General features: G+C 66.7%; 17 protein-coding genes and 2 tRNA genes. 8 read left to right on the plus strand and 11 right to left on the minus strand.

The genetic code is table 11. The features are described 5' to 3' along the window. Positions 1–45 precede the first annotated feature (45 nt). From BM244_RS18395 to rpsA, 7 genes are all read right to left on the minus strand, one after another. Positions 46–981, minus strand: coding sequence for a FecR family protein (locus BM244_RS18395; RefSeq protein ID WP_254784554.1), 936 nt, complete (start codon positions 979–981; stop codon positions 46–48). Continuing rightward, positions 978–1,538 (minus strand): RNA polymerase sigma factor, encoded by a 561-nt coding sequence (locus tag BM244_RS18400; RefSeq protein WP_093400349.1) that lies wholly within the window; start codon positions 1,536–1,538, stop codon positions 978–980. Before BM244_RS18400 ends, BM244_RS18395 begins: the two co-directional genes overlap by 4 nt. A gap of 87 nt (positions 1,539–1,625) precedes the next feature. Next, a complete protein-coding gene (locus BM244_RS18405) occupies positions 1,626–2,051 on the minus strand; it encodes a DUF4112 domain-containing protein (protein ID WP_093400350.1) in 426 nt (141 codons plus the stop codon). A gap of 6 nt (positions 2,052–2,057) precedes the next feature. Next, a complete protein-coding gene (locus tag BM244_RS18410) occupies positions 2,058–3,509 on the minus strand; it encodes an ABC transporter substrate-binding protein (RefSeq protein WP_093400351.1) in 1,452 nt (483 codons plus the stop codon). Next, positions 3,509–3,592: transfer RNA gene (locus tag BM244_RS18415), tRNA-Leu, on the minus strand. Before BM244_RS18415 ends, BM244_RS18410 begins: the two co-directional genes overlap by 1 nt. Positions 3,593–3,655: 63 nt before the next feature. Next, positions 3,656–3,934, minus strand: coding sequence for an integration host factor subunit beta (locus BM244_RS18420; RefSeq protein WP_056060417.1), 279 nt, complete (start codon positions 3,932–3,934; stop codon positions 3,656–3,658). A gap of 170 nt (positions 3,935–4,104) precedes the next feature. Further along, positions 4,105–5,823, minus strand: coding sequence for a 30S ribosomal protein S1 (gene rpsA, locus BM244_RS18425; RefSeq protein WP_055879635.1), 1,719 nt, complete (start codon positions 5,821–5,823; stop codon positions 4,105–4,107). A 276-nt stretch (positions 5,824–6,099) separates the two neighbouring features. Between rpsA and BM244_RS18430 the strand changes: the two genes are divergently transcribed. Further along, positions 6,100–6,357, plus strand: coding sequence for a SemiSWEET family transporter (locus BM244_RS18430; RefSeq protein ID WP_093400352.1), 258 nt, complete (start codon positions 6,100–6,102; stop codon positions 6,355–6,357). A 249-nt stretch (positions 6,358–6,606) separates the two neighbouring features. On the opposite strand, the gene cmk is transcribed toward BM244_RS18430, so the two are convergent. Together cmk and aroA are read right to left on the minus strand one after the other, a co-directional pair. After that, the gene (gene cmk, locus BM244_RS18435) at positions 6,607–7,245 is read right to left on the minus strand and encodes a (d)CMP kinase (protein ID WP_093400353.1); all 639 of its coding nucleotides are present in this window, start codon (positions 7,243–7,245) and stop codon (positions 6,607–6,609) included. Between the two features lies 1 nt (position 7,246). After that, a complete protein-coding gene (aroA, locus tag BM244_RS18440; protein ID WP_093400354.1) occupies positions 7,247–8,581 on the minus strand; it encodes a 3-phosphoshikimate 1-carboxyvinyltransferase in 1,335 nt (444 codons plus the stop codon). Between the two features lie 99 nt (positions 8,582–8,680). On the opposite strand from aroA, the gene BM244_RS18445 reads away from it, so the two are divergent. Together BM244_RS18445 and BM244_RS18450 are read left to right on the plus strand one after the other, a co-directional pair. Further along, positions 8,681–9,007, plus strand: coding sequence for a TIGR02300 family protein (locus BM244_RS18445; protein ID WP_031395784.1), 327 nt, complete (start codon positions 8,681–8,683; stop codon positions 9,005–9,007). An 82-nt stretch (positions 9,008–9,089) separates the two neighbouring features. Then, positions 9,090–9,165: transfer RNA gene (locus BM244_RS18450), tRNA-Ala, on the plus strand. Between the two features lie 44 nt (positions 9,166–9,209). Here the strand turns inward: BM244_RS18450 and BM244_RS18455 are convergent. Continuing rightward, entirely contained in the window at positions 9,210–10,109 is a 900-nt protein-coding gene (locus tag BM244_RS18455) for a LysR family transcriptional regulator (RefSeq protein WP_093400355.1), read from the minus strand. Between the two features lie 108 nt (positions 10,110–10,217). Between BM244_RS18455 and BM244_RS18460 the strand changes: the two genes are divergently transcribed. The 5 genes from BM244_RS18460 (at position 10,218) to BM244_RS18480 (ending at position 16,047) form a co-directional block, all read left to right on the plus strand. After that, complete coding sequence (locus tag BM244_RS18460) at positions 10,218–11,384, plus strand: isovaleryl-CoA dehydrogenase (RefSeq protein WP_093400356.1); 1,167 nt, start codon at positions 10,218–10,220, stop codon at positions 11,382–11,384. Positions 11,385–11,499: 115 nt separating this feature from the next. Next, a complete protein-coding gene (locus BM244_RS18465) occupies positions 11,500–13,101 on the plus strand; it encodes a carboxyl transferase domain-containing protein (RefSeq protein ID WP_093400357.1) in 1,602 nt (533 codons plus the stop codon). 4 nt (positions 13,102–13,105) lie between these two features. Then, entirely contained in the window at positions 13,106–13,588 is a 483-nt protein-coding gene (locus tag BM244_RS18470) for a nuclear transport factor 2 family protein (RefSeq protein WP_093400358.1), read from the plus strand. Between the two features lie 159 nt (positions 13,589–13,747). Then, the gene (locus BM244_RS18475) at positions 13,748–15,586 is read left to right on the plus strand and encodes an acetyl/propionyl/methylcrotonyl-CoA carboxylase subunit alpha (protein WP_093400359.1); all 1,839 of its coding nucleotides are present in this window, start codon (positions 13,748–13,750) and stop codon (positions 15,584–15,586) included. Then, entirely contained in the window at positions 15,586–16,047 is a 462-nt protein-coding gene (locus tag BM244_RS18480; RefSeq protein WP_093400360.1) for a MaoC family dehydratase, read from the plus strand. The genes BM244_RS18475 and BM244_RS18480 overlap by 1 nt, the downstream gene beginning before the upstream one ends. Here BM244_RS18480 and BM244_RS18485 read toward each other — a convergent pair. Then, positions 16,041–16,393, minus strand: a 353-nt coding sequence (locus BM244_RS18485) for a dihydroxy-acid dehydratase domain-containing protein (RefSeq protein WP_175518290.1), incomplete at its 5' end; no start/stop codon positions are given. The genes BM244_RS18480 and BM244_RS18485 overlap by 7 nt on opposite strands.

Below are 16,393 nucleotides of genomic sequence, written 5' to 3' on the forward strand. Positions count from 1 at the left end.
CTCGACGCGACAGGACCGATCTACCCCACCCCCCGGCGTCGATTTTTATCCGCCGATCAGCACCGCGCCCTCGACCGTCCGGAACCGCAGCGACAACAGCGTGGCGAGCGAGCGGCCGAGCGCGACGTTGTCGCCGACGCGGTAGAGGCCGCTGACCCGCAGGCGGGCGGCGGCGGGATCGGCGATCATCAGCTTGGTGGTGCTGTAGCGGTTGGCCTCGTCGACGACCTGCGCCAGCGTATCGCCGTCGAACACCGCCCGTCCGCTCTGCCACGCCTGCGTCGCGGCGAGATCGGGGCGGTCGACGCGGCCGTCCTGCAGCCGCTCGCCGGCGGTCAGGGGCCGGACCGCGTCGGCGACCGCGTAGTGCGCGCGCCCTTCGATCGTGGTGAGCGCGAACCGGTCTTCCGCATCGCGTCGCAGGTCGAACCGGCCGGCCGTCGCGGTGACCGGGGCGGCCCCGAGTTCCAGCATGAAGGGGACCGCCAGTGGTGCGACGATCAGGTCGATCCGGCCCCGCGCAAGCTGCAACCGGCGACGCTCGGGCGTCGCGACGACGCGCGCGCGCGTGTCGGTGTCGAGCAGCATGGTCGATCCGTCGGCGAGGCGCACGTGACGCTGTTCGCCGATCGCAGTTTCGTACAGCGTGCCCGCATAGGCGGCCTGGAACGCGACGGTGCTGGTTCCGCCGACCACGGCCAGCGTCGCGAGGCCGGCAAGCGCGCGCCGGCGCGTGACCGGCGCGCGATGGCGTGGCGCGGCGGGCAAGGCCGGCGACGCGCTGCCGGGGACCATGTCCCACAGGTCGGTGACGCGTTCGAAGCGATCGGCCTCGGCGGGGTTGGCGGCGAGCCACGTCCGGAAGGCGCGGCGGTCGGCGGATGTGCAATCGTCGGCGTTGAGGCGCGCGATCCACTGCCCGGCGGTTCGGTTCGGGGACGGCCCGTTCGAAGAACGATCGCCGTTCATGAAGGGGTTCACCAATCCTCCGTCCAGTCGGCCAGGAAGGTCATCGCCTTGGCCATGTGTTTCTCGACCGCGCTCTGGCTGATTTCGAGACGTTCGGCAATCTCGCGGTATTTGTAGCCTTCGAGCCGCTGCATCAGGAAGATTTCGCGCGTACGCGGGCTGAGCCGGTCGATGCCGTCGCGGACTCGGTCGAGGCGGGCATGGGCGATCATGATCTCGTCCTGGAGCGGCGCCGGATCGCGCAGGCACGCGATCGGGTCCGGGGCAGGGCCGCGTGCCAGGTCGTCGGTACGGGCCCGATCGTCGCGGCAGGTCTGGCCATCACCGCGAACGGCCTCGCGCCGATACGCGTCGCGACCGCGATTGACGGCCGCGCGAACCAGGAACGCCTCGGCATTGCGCGGTGGCTCGGCCAGCGTCGTCATGCCGACATAGGCGTCCTGAAGCAGATCGTCGCCGTCGGACCGGCGCGTCAGCCGCTCGACCTGAGTCCGCAAACGCGCCCAGCTGCTCCACAGTCGGCTGGTCGCCGCGTGCGGGCATCCGTCGGCAAGGTACGTACCATCCATGGAACGATGGCGTTATGGTGCATCGGATACAGTTTGATGACCGGCCCGCGACCGCGTCGTGACAGAGGCGAAACGACGCCGGGTTGGTCAGCCCTCGAGCGTGGTGGTCGACGGGTGATGCCGATCGAGATGCCGCTTGATGATCCGCAGGTTGCGTGTGTTCGAGCGAAAGAAGAAATCGGGGACCGCGCCGACGAACGGGATCATGCCGAGCGCCCAGTCGACCCCGACATTGCCGAACATCCGCGCCATCTGGATCTTCGACATGCCGATGTTGCGCGCCTCCCAGACCATCCAGCCGCCGATCGCCGCGGCGATCGTGCTGCCCGCGAACGGAACCAGGTCCAGCACGACGTCCATGCCGACCTTGCGATTGGTGCCGGGGATGACGAACAGCCCCTCCATCACGCGCTCCACCGCCTCGACGCGGCGGCGCACGGACAGCGCGTCCTTGCCGATCGGCAGGGTGTCCAGGATCGAGCCTGAGGCGATGCGGGTGACGCGAGGGTTCATGCGATATCAGTTGGTATCGGCACGCAGCCGGTTCAACGGGTGCCAGGCACGCGGGTTCGCCTGCCACTGGCGCAGCCGGGGCGATACCAGCGACCAGCGGAGCGGACGCGCGAGCGGGATGAAGGCGACGTCCTCGTTCATTGCCGCATCCGCCGCTGCGATCCGCGCGCCGCGCTCCGCCAGGTTGGGCGCCTGCCGCGCCGCCTCGAGCGCCGCTTGCGCCGCGTCGCCGCACACCACGCAGGCGGTGGCGAGATACCAGCGGCCGCTGTCGTACGGTGCGACCGCGTCGATCAGCTTCAGCTCGGCCGCGGCGTCCACCGCGACCCGAGCCGGCGTGATCCCGACCGCGAGCAGCGACGCCGCGACCTGCGCATACAGAAGCGTCGCACCGGGACCGGTCGGCAGTGCGATGCGCAGCGTGATCGGGCCACCGGTCCAGGCGGCGACGCGCTGGCGGGCCGCCGTTCTGCGCTCGTCCTGCGTCAGCAGCGTCCACGCGGGAACCTGCGGCAGCGCGGCGGAATCGAGGATGTCGGGCAGGATCCGGTCGGCTGGATCCCAGGCCGGCGCGATCGCCGCGGTAAGCGCTGTCCGGTCGATCGCCGCCGCGACCGCCGCACGGTTCTGCGCCTCGGCGAGGAACCCGTCGCGGCGGACGATCGCGAGGCCGAACAGGCCTGCGGCGGGATCGATGCGGACGTTGGCGGGCGCGATGTCGGTCGTTGCCAGCAGGGGCCAGTCGACGAAGCTGCCGCCTGTCACCAGGTCCGCGTCGCGATTGGCGAACCGCGCGATCGCACGCGCGGCGCGTTCGCCGATCAGCCGCACGTCCTCCTCCGGTTTTGCCGCGCGCTGGTCGTCGGGATCGGCCTGTCCGGGATCGAACGCCGGCCGCAGCAGCGGCGCGCGGCCGCGGCGCGCGACCCGGAACGGGCCGGTCCCGCCGGTCGGCCGAAGCCGCAGCAACGCGAGTTCGGGTTGCGCGAACAGTTTCAACAGATCTGGGCGGGGGCGCGATAGCCGGACCTCGATCACCTGCGGCGTCATCACCACGATCTCGTCGATCGCCGTCAGGAACGGCGCGAGCGGATTGCGCGAGGCCGGCGCGATCTGGTGCTCCAGCATCGCCACCACCTGTTCGGCGGTGACCGGCGTGCCATCGCCCCAATCACCCTCGCGCAGGCGGAAGATGTAGCTCATGCCGCCGTCGATCACGATCCAGCGTTCGGCGAGGCCGGGCTCGATCTGTCCACCCGCGTCGAACCGCACCAGGCCCTGCGCGGTCGAATCCATCATCAGGCGGGAGGGCATGTCGAGCGCCACGCGGCTGGCATCGGCGACGCGCGGGGGGGCGCCGATCGCGCTGGCGACGACCACCCCGGTGTCGGGCCGGCGATCGCATCCGGACACGACGAACGCGGACGCCGCGAAGCTGCCTGCCAGCAGGGTGCGCATGGTGCGGACGGCGGGACTCGAACCCGCACTCCTAGGGAGGGAGATTTTAAGTCTCCTGCGTCTACCGGTTTCGCCACGTCCGCACACGGGCCCAAGAAGACGAGGTCGCCCGCCGGGTCAACCCATGTCGGGCATAATCGGGTGCCTCACACGTTGAGACGCGAGCGCATTTCCTTGCCGGGCTTGAAATACGGCACGCGTTTCGCCTCGACCTCGACGACTTCGCCGGTGCGCGGGTTGCGGCCAGTGCGGGCATCGCGCGCGCGCGTCGAGAAGGCACCGAACCCACGCAGTTCGACCCGGCCGTCTGCGGCCAGGCGCTTGGAAATCTCGTCGAAGAAGGTGCTGACGATCAGCTCGACTTCGTTCGGTTGCAGGTCCGGATGCGCCTCAGCGATCTTCAGAACCAATTCGGATCGGATCATTCGAGCCCCCGCCCATCTGTGAATATACGCGTTGGTGGAAAGTTGATACAGGTCAACCTGCGAGGCATTAGCACTAATTCGGGTGCAGTCAAAAACCAAAGTGCCTTAGAAACGAAAAAGCCCGGCATGTTCGAGACATGCCGGGCCAAATCGTCGCTAAGCCGTTGAGCTTACTTCTTTTCGGCTTCCGTACGGGCCTTGAGAGCCTCGCCCAGAATGTTGCCGAGGGTCGCGCCCGAGTCGGACGAACCATACTGAGCGACAGCCTGCTTCTCTTCCGAGATCTGCATGGCCTTGATCGAGAAGGTCGGCTTCTTCGAACGATCGAAGCCGGTGACCATCGCGTCGAACTTCTGGCCGACCTGGAAGCGCTCCGGACGCTGCTCGTCGCGATCGCGACCCAGATCCGTGCGCTTGATGAAGCCGGTCGCGCCATCGTCGCCCTGCTGCACTTCGAGGCCCGCGTCGCGGACTTCGAGAACGGTCACGGTAACGATCGCGTTCTTGTTCAGCTTGTCGCCTGCTGCTGCGATGCCGCCGGCCGATGGCCCGCCGCGCTCGAGCTGCTTCATGCCGAGCGAGATACGCTCCTTCTCGGCGTCGATGTCGAGCACGACGGCCTCGACGGTCTCACCCTTGCGATGCAGGTTGAGCGCGTCCTCGCCCGAAACACCCCATGCGATGTCGGACATGTGGACCATGCCGTCGACGTCGTTGTCGAGGCCGATGAACAGACCGAACTCGGTCGCGTTCTTGACTTCGCCTTCGACGGTCGAACCGATCGGATGAGCGGCAGCGAAGGCCTCCCAAGGATTGGCCTGAGCCTGCTTGAGGCCGAGCGAGATGCGACGCTTCTCGGAATCGACTTCGAGGACCATGACGTCGACTTCCTGCGAGGTCGACACGATCTTGCCCGGGTGGACGTTCTTCTTGGTCCAGGACATTTCCGACACGTGGACGAGGCCTTCGATGCCCGCTTCCAGCTCGACGAACGCACCATATTCGGTGATGTTCGTGACGCGGCCGGTGAGCTTTGCGCCGACCGGGTACTTGACCATCGCGCCATCCCAGGGATCGCTCTCCAGCTGCTTCATGCCGAGGCTGATGCGCTGGGTATCCTTGTTGATGCGGATGATCTGCACCTTGACGGTGTCGCCGATGTTCAGGACTTCACTCGGGTGACCGACGCGCTTGTAGCTGAGATCGGTGACGTGCAGCAGGCCATCGATGCCGCCGAGATCAACGAACGCACCGTAATCGGTGATGTTCTTGACGACGCCGTCGATGATCTGGCCCTCGGCCAGGCTGAGGATCAGGCCCGAACGCTGCTCTGCGCGCGTCTCTTCGAGAACGGCACGACGCGACACGACGATGTTGCCGCGCTTGCGGTCCATCTTCAGGATCTGGAACGGCTGGGGGATATCCATCAGCGGGGTGACGTCGCGCACGGGGCGGATATCGACCTGCGAGCCGGGCAGGAACGCGACGGCGCCGTTCAGGTCGACGGTGAAGCCACCCTTCACGCGGCCGAAGATCACGCCTTCGACCCGGGTCGTCTTGGAGAATTCGGTTTCCAGCTTGTCCCATGCGGCTTCGCGACGGGCGCGATCGCGGCTGAGCATCGCTTCGCCGTGGACGTTCTCGACGCGGTCGACATAGACTTCGACTTCGTCGCCGACCTTGAGGTCAGCCTTCTGGCCCGGCGCTGCGAATTCGCGAAGCGGCACGCGGCCTTCCGACTTCAAACCGACGTCGATGACGGCCATGTCGTTCTCGATGCCGGTCACGGTGCCATGCACCACGCGGCCCTCGAAGCTGTCGGCGTCGCCGAGCGTTTCGTTCAGCATCGCCGCGAAATCGTCGCGGGTCGGCATTACCTGGGTTGCCATAGAATTCAGTAATCCTAGTCTGTTTCCGGCCAAGCGGTTGGGTCCGCTGGTCTTGGCCTTCGTTGCCGCGACGACCGAACGTCGAACGCGGCATCCGGACGGCACGAGGCGCGGAGGACGTAGACGCTGAATGCGAAAACGGCGCGTGAGACTCGAGGGTCTCCGCGCCTTCCTCCACGAGCATCGCTCGCCGGACGGTTCCGTATAGCCGAAACCGGGTCTCGGAGCAAGTTCGCCGCTGCTTCGTTAGGGGCCGCTCACAACAGGAGCGAAGATTTGAACGAACGCGGCATTCTCGTGCTGGGCTGGGTCGCCACCGTGACGGCGATCGTGACGTACCTGTCGTACATCGACCAGATCATGCTGAACCTTGCGGGTCAGAAGGGATCGGTGGTCCAGCCGTTCGCGACGATGGTGAATTGCGCGCTGTGGGTCGGGTACGGGTTTTTGAAGGACAAGCGGGATTGGCCGATCGTCGTGGCGAATGCGCCGGGGGTGGTGTTCGGGGCGGTGGCGCTGGTTACTGCGCTTTAGGGCAGGCCGCGGCACTGTAAAGGCGGGCGGCACCTGCTTCCTTGTTCTCCCGCGAAGGCGGGAGCCCAGTCTGGGTCCCCGCCTTCGCGGGGAAACAAGTTTACTTCACCCCAGGGCAACCACCCCGGCGAAGGCCGGGGCCCAGTTGGAAAGGTCGCAGTAACTTAGCGCTGCCCTCAGTTAGCAAAGTCCCCCAACTGGGCCCCGGCCTCCGCCGGGGTGGCGCAGCTTTTCTGGAAGGCGAAAGGCTTAAACCGAAGCGGCCCTCTTCGCCCGCTGCGCCTCCACCAACGCAACCGCCCGCTGCACCGAAGCCTCAATCGACAAAAAACTAGTATCCAGCAACGCAGCATCCGCCGCCATCACCAACGGCGCAGTAGACCGCCCACTATCCCGAGCATCCCGAGCCCGAATATCCGCCAACACCCGATCCTTGCTCGCAGTCCCACCCCGAGCCTGCAACTCCGCATGCCGCCGCTGCGCCCGAATATTCGGCGTAGCCTTCACGAACAGCTTGGCATCAGCATCCGGCGCGATCACCGTCCCGATGTCGCGCCCATCCAAAATCGCGCCACCCTCCTGCGCAGCAAACCGCTTCTGCCGGTGCAGCAACGCCGCACGCACCAGCGGATGCGCCGACACCACCGACGCGAGCGCGCCGACATCGTCATCACGCAACGCCGGATCGCTCAGCAGCGCATCGCTGAAATCGCACGCGGCGACCGCGTCGGCCTCGGTCTCCGGATCGAGCCCCATCCGCGCCACGCTCAGCGCGACCGCACGGTACAGCAGCCCGGTATCGAGATACGGCAGCTTGTAATGCTTGGCCAAGGCACGCGCGATCGTGCCCTTGCCCGATGCCGCCGGACCGTCGACTGCGATGATCATCTTAATTCCCCCGGCCGGTAAGCGCGTCGAGCGACCGGAAGAACACGGGATAGCTCGTCGCCACCGGCGATACATCATCGATCGTGACGGGCTCGCGGCTCCCAAGTCCAGCCACCACCATGCTCATTGCGATGCGATGGTCGAGTTTCGAGGCCACCTGAGCGCCACCTTGAATCGCCGCGCCGCCCGACCCGGTGATCGCCATGCCATCCTCATACTCCTCGCAAACAACCCCGCAGGCTTCGAGCGCGATCCGCATCGTCGTGATCCGGTCCGATTCCTTCACCCGCAGCTCGTGCGCGCCGCGCGCGACGGTCGTCCCGGTCGCGAAAGCCGCCGCCACGAACAGCACCGGATATTCGTCGATCATGCTCGGCGCGAGATCGGCCGGCACCTCGATCGCAGTCAGCGGCGCATGACGGACGCGCAGGTCGGCGACCGGCTCGCCGCCGACGATGCGCGGATCGAGCTCGGTAATATCTGCACCCATCATCCGCAAAGCCGTGACGATCCCGATCCGCGTCGGGTTCAGCCCGACGTTGCGCACCACGATATCCGACCCCGGCACGATCGACGCCGCGACCAGCCAGAATGCCGACGACGACGGATCGCCCGGCACCACGATATCCTGCGGCCGCAACTCCGCTTCGCCGGTGATCGAGATAACGCGGCCCCGGTTCGTTTCCTCGACGGTCAACTTCGCGCCGAACCCGGTCAGCATTCGTTCGCTATGATCGCGCGTCGCGACCGGCTCGATCACGCGCGTGATCCCCGGCGTGTTGAGCCCCGCCAGCAAAATCGCCGACTTCACCTGCGCCGACGCGACCGGCAGCGTGTATTCGATCGGCACCGCGGGACACATCCCGCGCACCATCAACGGCAGTCGCCCACCCGGCGAAGACGTAATGTCCGCCCCCATCTGCGAAAGCGGCTCGATCACGCGCCCCATCGGCCTACCCGACAGCGACGCGTCGCCGGTAAAGGTGCAGGTGATCGGATGGCTCGACACGAGGCCCATCAGCAACCGCGTCGACGTGCCAGAATTGCCCATCTCCAGCGCAGTCTCGGGCTGGAGCAACCCGCCCACGCCAACCCCGTCGACCGTCCAGATCCCGTCCTCACCACGCTCGATCGTCGCGCCCATCGCGCGCATCGCCGCCGCCGTGGCGAGCACATCCTCGCCCTCCAGCAACCCTTCGATCCGACTGGTGCCGACAGCTAAGCTCGCGAACATCAACGCGCGGTGGCTAATCGACTTGTCGCCGGGGACCGCGATCGAACCGGTCAGTGGACCGCGTGCGACGACGTGCATCGAAGTGGGGAGAGGGTGTGCCATGGGGCCGGGCTTTTGACAGTGGCCTTGCGCTATGGCAAGGCGCGCCCACTTTGCGAGGGTATCCCCCCGCAATCCATTCATCCGAAAGGTTCTATCGGCATGATCAAGCCGGAATGGGGCACGAAGCGTTCGTGCCCGAAATGCGCGACGCGTTTCTACGACCTCGAAAAAGCCGACCCCGTGACCTGCATCGAATGCGGGTATGCGTGGGAGCCCGAGCCCATCCTGAAGTCGAAGCAGCCGCTGCCGTTCGAGGTCGCCAAGCCCGACACCAAGAAGCCCGACGCGGATCTCGAGGGTGACGAGGAAGAGGACATCGCCTCGATCACCGGCGAGGACGAAGAGCCATCGGCGGACGACGAAGTCGATCTCGGCGGCGACGACGACCTCGGCGTCGAGACGCCGCAGGACGAGCACGAGCGTTAATCGGAATAAATTTGGCAGGCGGCATTTACGCCGCTTGCCAACCAGGGCGGGTCCGGTTAGTGACCCGCCTCCCAACGGGAATGGGGCCGTAGCTCAGCTGGGAGAGCGTTCGCATGGCATGCGAAAGGTCAGGGGTTCGATCCCCCTCGGCTCCACCATTTCCGTTGATGACCGGTCCGCCGGGACAGCTTTTTACATAGCGTCAGATAAGATTGTCGGCACCGGCTCCCGCTTCCGCCGCGTGCAGGTCCCTGAACGTCTCCTCGATCGCCGCGACCATGACGCTTCCTTCGATGCGCGAGGCGCAATCGTTCGCCACCAGCACGCCCACGCGCCGCGTCTGGTCGAAGCCCGTCAACCGAATCATCGCGATGCCCTCGCTCGCGAAACTGAGCGGCATGACCGTCATACCCAGTCCCGCACGGACATAGGTCAGCGCGCGGTCGTCGCTGACGGTGCGGGCGGCCATGAAGGGCCGCACGCCGCGCGCGGTGAAGAAGCGGCTCGTTTCGGCCAGCGCTTCGCAGTGGCGGCGGACGATCATCGTTTCCTCCGCGACGTCGGCGACCGCGAGCGTGGCGCGTCCGGCCAGTCGGTGGTCGCTCGCCACCGCGACCGCGAATCCTTCCTCGAACAGCACCCGACCGCGTGCATCGTCCCCGATCGCGCCGAGCATCACGTCGATCCGCCCGCGATCGAGCAGTGCGACGAGTTCGCTGCTCCGTCCCTCGACGACTTCAAGGCGTTCGGTGGTGGAGGCGCGTCGCGCCCGGCTTAGCGCGGCCGCTATCCAGGACGGTGGCAACGTCGTCGCGATCCCGAGGCGGACGAGCTTGGTCGGAGCCGTGTCCTGTAAATCCCGTTCGGCGGCGGCGAACTCGGCTTCGATCCGACGCGCATGCACCGCGAACCGCGTGCCCGAGGGCGTGAGTTCGATCCGCCGGTTGGTCCGCAGGAACAGCGTCTGGCCCAACGACGCCTCGAGCTTGGCGATCCCGACCGACAGCGTCGGCTGCGAAATCCGGCACTGTGCGGCGGCGCGCGTGAAATTGCCCTGGTCGACGACCGCCAGGAAATAGCGCAAAACATAGCGTTCGATCATAGCGGGACGACCATAGACACGATCTATCGCATGTGTTCGGTCGTATCAATTTCTCTAGAGGGCCGCGACCGAGTATCATCGTCGCAACACAAGGTCTGGAGAGGCTGCATGATACCCGATTTCGATTTCGCGCTCGGCGAATCCGCGGACATGATCCGCGAGAGCACGCACCGCTTCGCCACCGACAAGATCGCGCCCTTGGCCGCGAAGATCGACGCCGACGACTGGTTCCCGCGCGAGCTGTGGCCGGCGATGGGCGAACTCGGATTGCATGGCATCACCGTCGAGGAAGAGTTTGGCGGCCTCGGCCTCGGCTATCTCGAACACGTCGTCGCGGTCGAGGAAGTCTCGCGCGCGTCCGCGTCGATCGGGCTCAGCTACGGCGCGCATTCGAACCTGTGCGTCAACCAGATCCGCCGCTGGGGCAATCCCGAGCAGAAGGCGAAGTATCTCCCCAAGCTCGTGTCGGGCGAGCACGTCGGCAGCCTCGCCATGTCCGAGGCGGGCGCGGGTTCCGATGTCGTCTCGATGAAGCTCAAGGCTGTGAAGACCGACACCGGCTACGTCCTCAACGGCACGAAGTTCTGGATCACCAACGCGGCCTATGCCGACACGCTGGTCGTCTACGCGAAGACCGGCGAGGGTTCGCGCGGGATCACCGCGTTCCTGATCGAGAAGGGCATGCCGGGCTTCGCGATCGGCCAGAAGATCGACAAGATGGGTATGCGTGGCTCGCCGACCGCCGAACTCGTCTTCACCGATTGCGAAGTGCCGTTCGAAAACGTGATGGGTCCGGAGAATGGCGGCGTCGGCGTGCTGATGTCGGGCCTCGACTATGAGCGCGCGGTGCTGGCCGGGATCCAGCTCGGCATAATGCAGGCGTGCCTCGACGTCGTGATCCCGTACGTGCGCGAGCGGAAGCAGTTCGGGACGGCGATCGGCCAGTTCCAGCTGATCCAGGCGAAGGTCGCCGACATGTACGTCGCGTTGAGTTCGGCGCGCGCGTACGTCTATGCGGTCGCGAAGTCGTGCGATGCGGGCAAGACCACGCGGTTCGACGCGGCGGGTGCGATCCTGCTGGCGAGCGAGAGCGCGGTGAAGGTGTCGCTCGAATCGATCCAGGCGCTGGGTGGGGCAGGGTATACCAAGGACTGGCCGGTCGAACGCTTCATGCGCGATGCGAAGCTGCTCGACATTGGCGCGGGAACGAACGAGATTCGGCGGATGTTGATTGGCAGAGAGTTGATAGGCGCCGCCCCCAAGGTGGCACAGTGAGGGGCTTACTGCTCCCCTCCCGCTTGCGGGAGGGGTCGGGGGAGGGCAGGCCGCGAGTGTCCTTCATCGCCGCATTCCCTCCCCTAACCCCTCCCGCAAGCGGGAGGGGAATCAAGTGACCGCGCCCGTCCTGACCTCCGCGCTGTCCCCCGACAGCGAAACCTTCCGCGCGAATGCGACCCACAACCGCGCCCTCGCCGAAACCCTCCGCGAGGACGCCGCCCGCACAGCGCTAGGCGGCAACGCCAAGTCCCGCGAGCGCCACACGTCGCGCGGCAAGCTCCTCCCCCGCGACCGCGTCGAACGCCTCCTCGACCCAGGCTCCCCCTTTCTCGAAATCGGCCAGCTCGTCGCCAACGGCCTCTACGACGACGAAGTCCCCGGCGCCGGCCTGATCATCGGCATCGGCCGCGTCTCGGGCCGCCAGTGCATGATCGTCTGCAACGACGTGACGGTGAAGGGCGGCACCTACTACCCGCTCACCGTCAAGAAACACCTCCGCGCGCAGGAGATCGCGCAGGAAAACCGCCTGCCCTGCATCTACCTCGTCGACAGCGGCGGCGCCAACCTGCCGCATCAGGCGGAAGTCTTCCCCGACCGCGATCATTTCGGCCGGATCTTCTTCAATCAGGCGCAGATGTCCGCGCTCGGCATCCCGCAGATCGCCTGCGTCATGGGCAGCTGTACCGCGGGCGGCGCGTACGTTCCCGCGATGTCCGACGAGACGATCATCGTTCGCGGGCAGGGAACGATCTTCCTAGCCGGGCCGCCGCTGGTGAAGGCCGCGACCGGGGAGGTCATCTCGGCCGAGGAGCTGGGCGGTGCCGACACGCACGGACGCCGCTCGGGCGTGGTCGATCACGTCGCCGAGAACGACGAGCACGCGCTGACGATCGTCCGCGACATCGTCTCGACGCTGCAACCGCAGGCGCAGACCGCGGTGAACCTCCAGCAGCCCAGGCCGCCCAAGTTCGCCCCCGAAGAACTGTACGGCATCGTCCCGAGCGACGTCCGCGCACCCTACGACGTCCACGAAGTCATCGCGCGCCTCGTCGACGGCAGCGAGTTCCACGAGTTCAAGGCGCTCTACGGCACCTCGCTCGTCTGCGGGTTCGCGCATATCTGGGGCATCCCGGTCGCGATCCTCGCCAACAACGGCGTGCTGTTCAGCGAGAGCGCACAGAAAGGCGCGCATTTCATCGAACTCGCGTGCCAGCGCCGCATCCCGCTGCTGTTCCTCCAGAACATCTCCGGCTTCATGGTCGGCGGCAAGTACGAGGCGGAAGGCATTGCCAAGCACGGCGCCAAGCTCGTCACCGCCGTCGCCACCGCGACCGTCCCAAAGATCACGGTATTGATCGGCGGCAGCTTCGGCGCGGGCAATTACGGGATGTGCGGCCGCGCCTATTCGCCGCGCTTCCTGTTCACCTGGCCCAACAGCCGGATCAGCGTGATGGGCGGCGAACAGGCCGCCTCGGTCCTCGCCACCGTCCACCGCGACGCGGACAGCTGGACCCCCGAACAGGCCGAAGCCTTCAAGGCGCCGGTCCGCCAGAAATACGAGGACGAGGGCAACCCCTGGTACGCCACCGCGCGCCTCTGGGACGACGGCATCATCGATCTCGCCCAGACCCGCGACGTGCTTGGCCTCGCCTTCGCTGCGACGCTCAACGCTACCATCCCCGAACGCCCCGCGTTCGGCGTGTTCAGGATGTAACCCGATGATCCTGCTGCCACTTCTCCTCGCCGCCGGTCAGGTCACCCCGGTCCAGCCGATCCTCAAGGGCACCGGCCTGCCGCCCGCGGCCATGACCGAAGAGGCCGGCGTCATGGTCCCGATCGACGCGCTCTTCGCCGCGCTCGCCGCGCGCGACGGGCAGGCGATCCTCGCCCAGGTCCGATCCGACGGCGGCGCCACCGTCGCCGAGGAAAAACCCGACGGCACGCGCAGCATCCGCCGCACGAGCTGGACCGACTTCGCCGCCGCGCTGAAGCCCGGTCCCGAACGCTACGCCGAACGCCTCACCGATCCCGCGGTCGACATCGACGGCGACATCGCGATGGTCTGGTCGCCCTACGTCTTCACGATCGACGGCAAGGTCGCGCACTGCGGCACCGACCATTTCGACATGGTCCGCGAAGCCGGTCGCTGGAAGATCGCCAACCTCACCTGGTCGAAGCGCACCACCGGCTGCGCGAACTGAGATGCTCTGTCCTACACCGCCCGCATCGGCCTATGCCGGGATCGCCATGCTGAAACAGCCGATCCCGTCCGTCGATATCCAAGCCCGCGACACCCTTTCCAACACGAAGTGCACATCGCGCGGGCGTCTACACTTCCTATACTTCACTCGGCAGAACTAATGATCGAATCGCTCCTGATCGCCAATCGCGGCGAGATCGCCTGCCGCATCATCCGCACCGCAAGGGCGCTCGGCATCCGCACGATCGCGGTGTATTCGGACGCCGACGCGAACGCGCTCCACGTTCGCCAGGCCGACGAAGCCGTCCACATCGGCGCCTCCCCAGCGCGCGAAAGCTACCTGGTCGGCGACCGCATCATCGCCGCCGCGGAGCAGACCGGTGCCGAGGCGATCCACCCCGGTTACGGCTTCCTGTCCGAGAATGCCGACTTCGCCCAAGCCGTGCTCGACGCCGGACTGATCTGGGTCGGCCCCAACCCCGACAGCATCCGCGCGATGGGCCTGAAGGACGCCGCGAAACAGCGCATGATCGCCGCTGGCGTACCCGTCACGCCCGGCTATCTCGGCGAAGACCAGTCCCCCGACCGATTGCAGGCAGAGGCCGACGCGATCGGCTACCCCGTCCTCATCAAGGCGGTCGCCGGCGGCGGCGGCAAGGGCATGCGCCGTGTCGATACGGCCGCAGAGTTCGCCGACGCGCTCGTGTCATGCCAACGCGAGGCGGCCTCGTCGTTCGGCAACACCGACGTCCTGATCGAGAAATACATCCTCTCGCCGCGCCATATCGAGGTGCAGGTCTTCGGCGACAGTCACGGCAACGTCGTCCATTTGTTCGAACGCGACTGCTCGCTCCAGCGCCGTCACCAGAAGGTGATCGAGGAAGCCCCCGCACCCGGCATGGACGCCGCCACTCGCGAAGCGATCTGCGCCGCCGCGGTCAAGGCGGCCAAGGCGGTCGAGTACGTCGGCGCCGGCACGATCGAGTTCATCGCCGACGCCAGCGAAGGCCTCCGCGCCGACCGCATCTGGTTCATGGAAATGAACACGCGGCTCCAGGTCGAGCACCCGGTCACCGAAGAGATCACCGGCCAGGACCTCGTCGAATGGCAACTCCGCGTCGCGTCCGGTGAGCCGCTGCCCAAGCGTCAGGACGAACTGGCCATTGATGGTTGGGCGATGGAAGCGCGGCTCTATGCCGAAGATCCCGCCAAGGGGTTCCTGCCGTCGATCGGAACGCTCGAACGCTTCGATCTCGGCACCACCGCGCGCGTCGATACCGGGGTAGAGCAGGGCGCTGAAATCTCGCCTTTCTACGACCCGATGATTGCCAAGGTCATCGCCTGGGGCGAAGACCGCGAGACCGCGCGCGAAGCCTTGGCGTACGCGCTCGACGGCGCGGTCGTCTGGCCGGTACGCTCCAACGCCGGGTTCCTCGTCGAGGCGCTCGACCATCCCGACTTCGTGGCGGGCACACTCGACACCGGTCTGATCGCCCGCGAAGGCGACGCGCTCATGCCGCCGACCCACCCGACCGAAGAGGCGTTGGCCGACGCCGCAGGCGCGCTCGTATCCGCCGATCCGATCGCCGGCTTCCGTCTCAACGCCGCGCCGCGCCGTACCGCGACGTTCCTGCTGGACAGCGAGCCAGTCGAGGTCGAACTCGACGGGCAGGCCGGAACGACGTCGGCATTCGAAGACGTCCTGATCTCCGAAGCCGGCCAGACCTGGCAGCTCAAGCCTTGGCGTGCGTCGGGTGTCGCTGCGGGCGGAGCAGCGGACGGTGCGATCCTGTCGCCGATGCCGGGCCGCATCATCGCGGTCGACGTTTCGGCCGGTGATACCGTCACCAAGGGCCAGAAGCTCGTCACGCTCGAGGCGATGAAGATGGAGCATTCGCTGACCGCCCCGTTCGACGGCATCGTCGCGGACCTCAACGCAATCGAGGGCGGGCAGGTGACCGAGGGCACCATGCTCGTCCGCATCGAGAAGGATTCCTGATGGCCGGCCGCTATTTCGACGACTGGAGCATCGGCGACCGGATCGAGCACGAGATCCGCCGCACCGTGACCGAGACGGACAACCTCCTGTTCTCGACGATGACGCACAACCCGCAACCGCTCCACCTCGATATCGAGGCGGCCAAGGCAAGCGAGTTCGGCCAAATCCTCGTCAACGGCACCTTCACCTTCGCGCTGATGGTCGGGCTGTCGGTCGGCGAGACGACGCTCGGCACGCTCGTCGCCAATCTCGGATACGACAAGCTCGTGCATCCGAAGCCTGTCTTCATCGGCGACACGATGCGCTGCGAGACCGAAGTGACCGAGCTGAAGCCGAGCAAGTCCCGCCCCAACGCGGGCATCGTCACCTTCACGCACCGCCTCATCAACCAGCGCGACGAGATCGTCTGCCAATGCCTGCGCACCGCCCTGATCGAGCGGCGCGCAAGTCCGCCTCAATGATTATCGCGCGGTAGGCCCATCGTCTGCGCGATCCGCTGATACTTCTCGGCACCTTCGAGGATCGCACCCGTCTCCATCTGGCCAACGGTGGCGCGCTGGATTTCCTGCCAAGGCGTCTGCGAACGCGGATAGGCATAGCCACCCGCCTCGGTCAGCGCGCGACGGCGCTCGGCGAGGTCCTCGTCGGAGATCAGCACGTTGGCGCTGCCCTTGGCGAGATCGATGCGAACCCGGTCGCCAGTCCGGATCAACGCAAGCCCACCCATGGCCGCCGCCTCGGGCGAGGCGTTGAGGATCGAGGGCGACCCCGACGTCCCCGACTGGCGCCCATCGCCGATGCAGGGAA

Origin of the sequence: Sphingomonas sp. OK281, assembly GCF_900115295.1 — a bacterium.
Lineage (GTDB): Bacteria > Pseudomonadota > Alphaproteobacteria > Sphingomonadales > Sphingomonadaceae > Sphingomonas.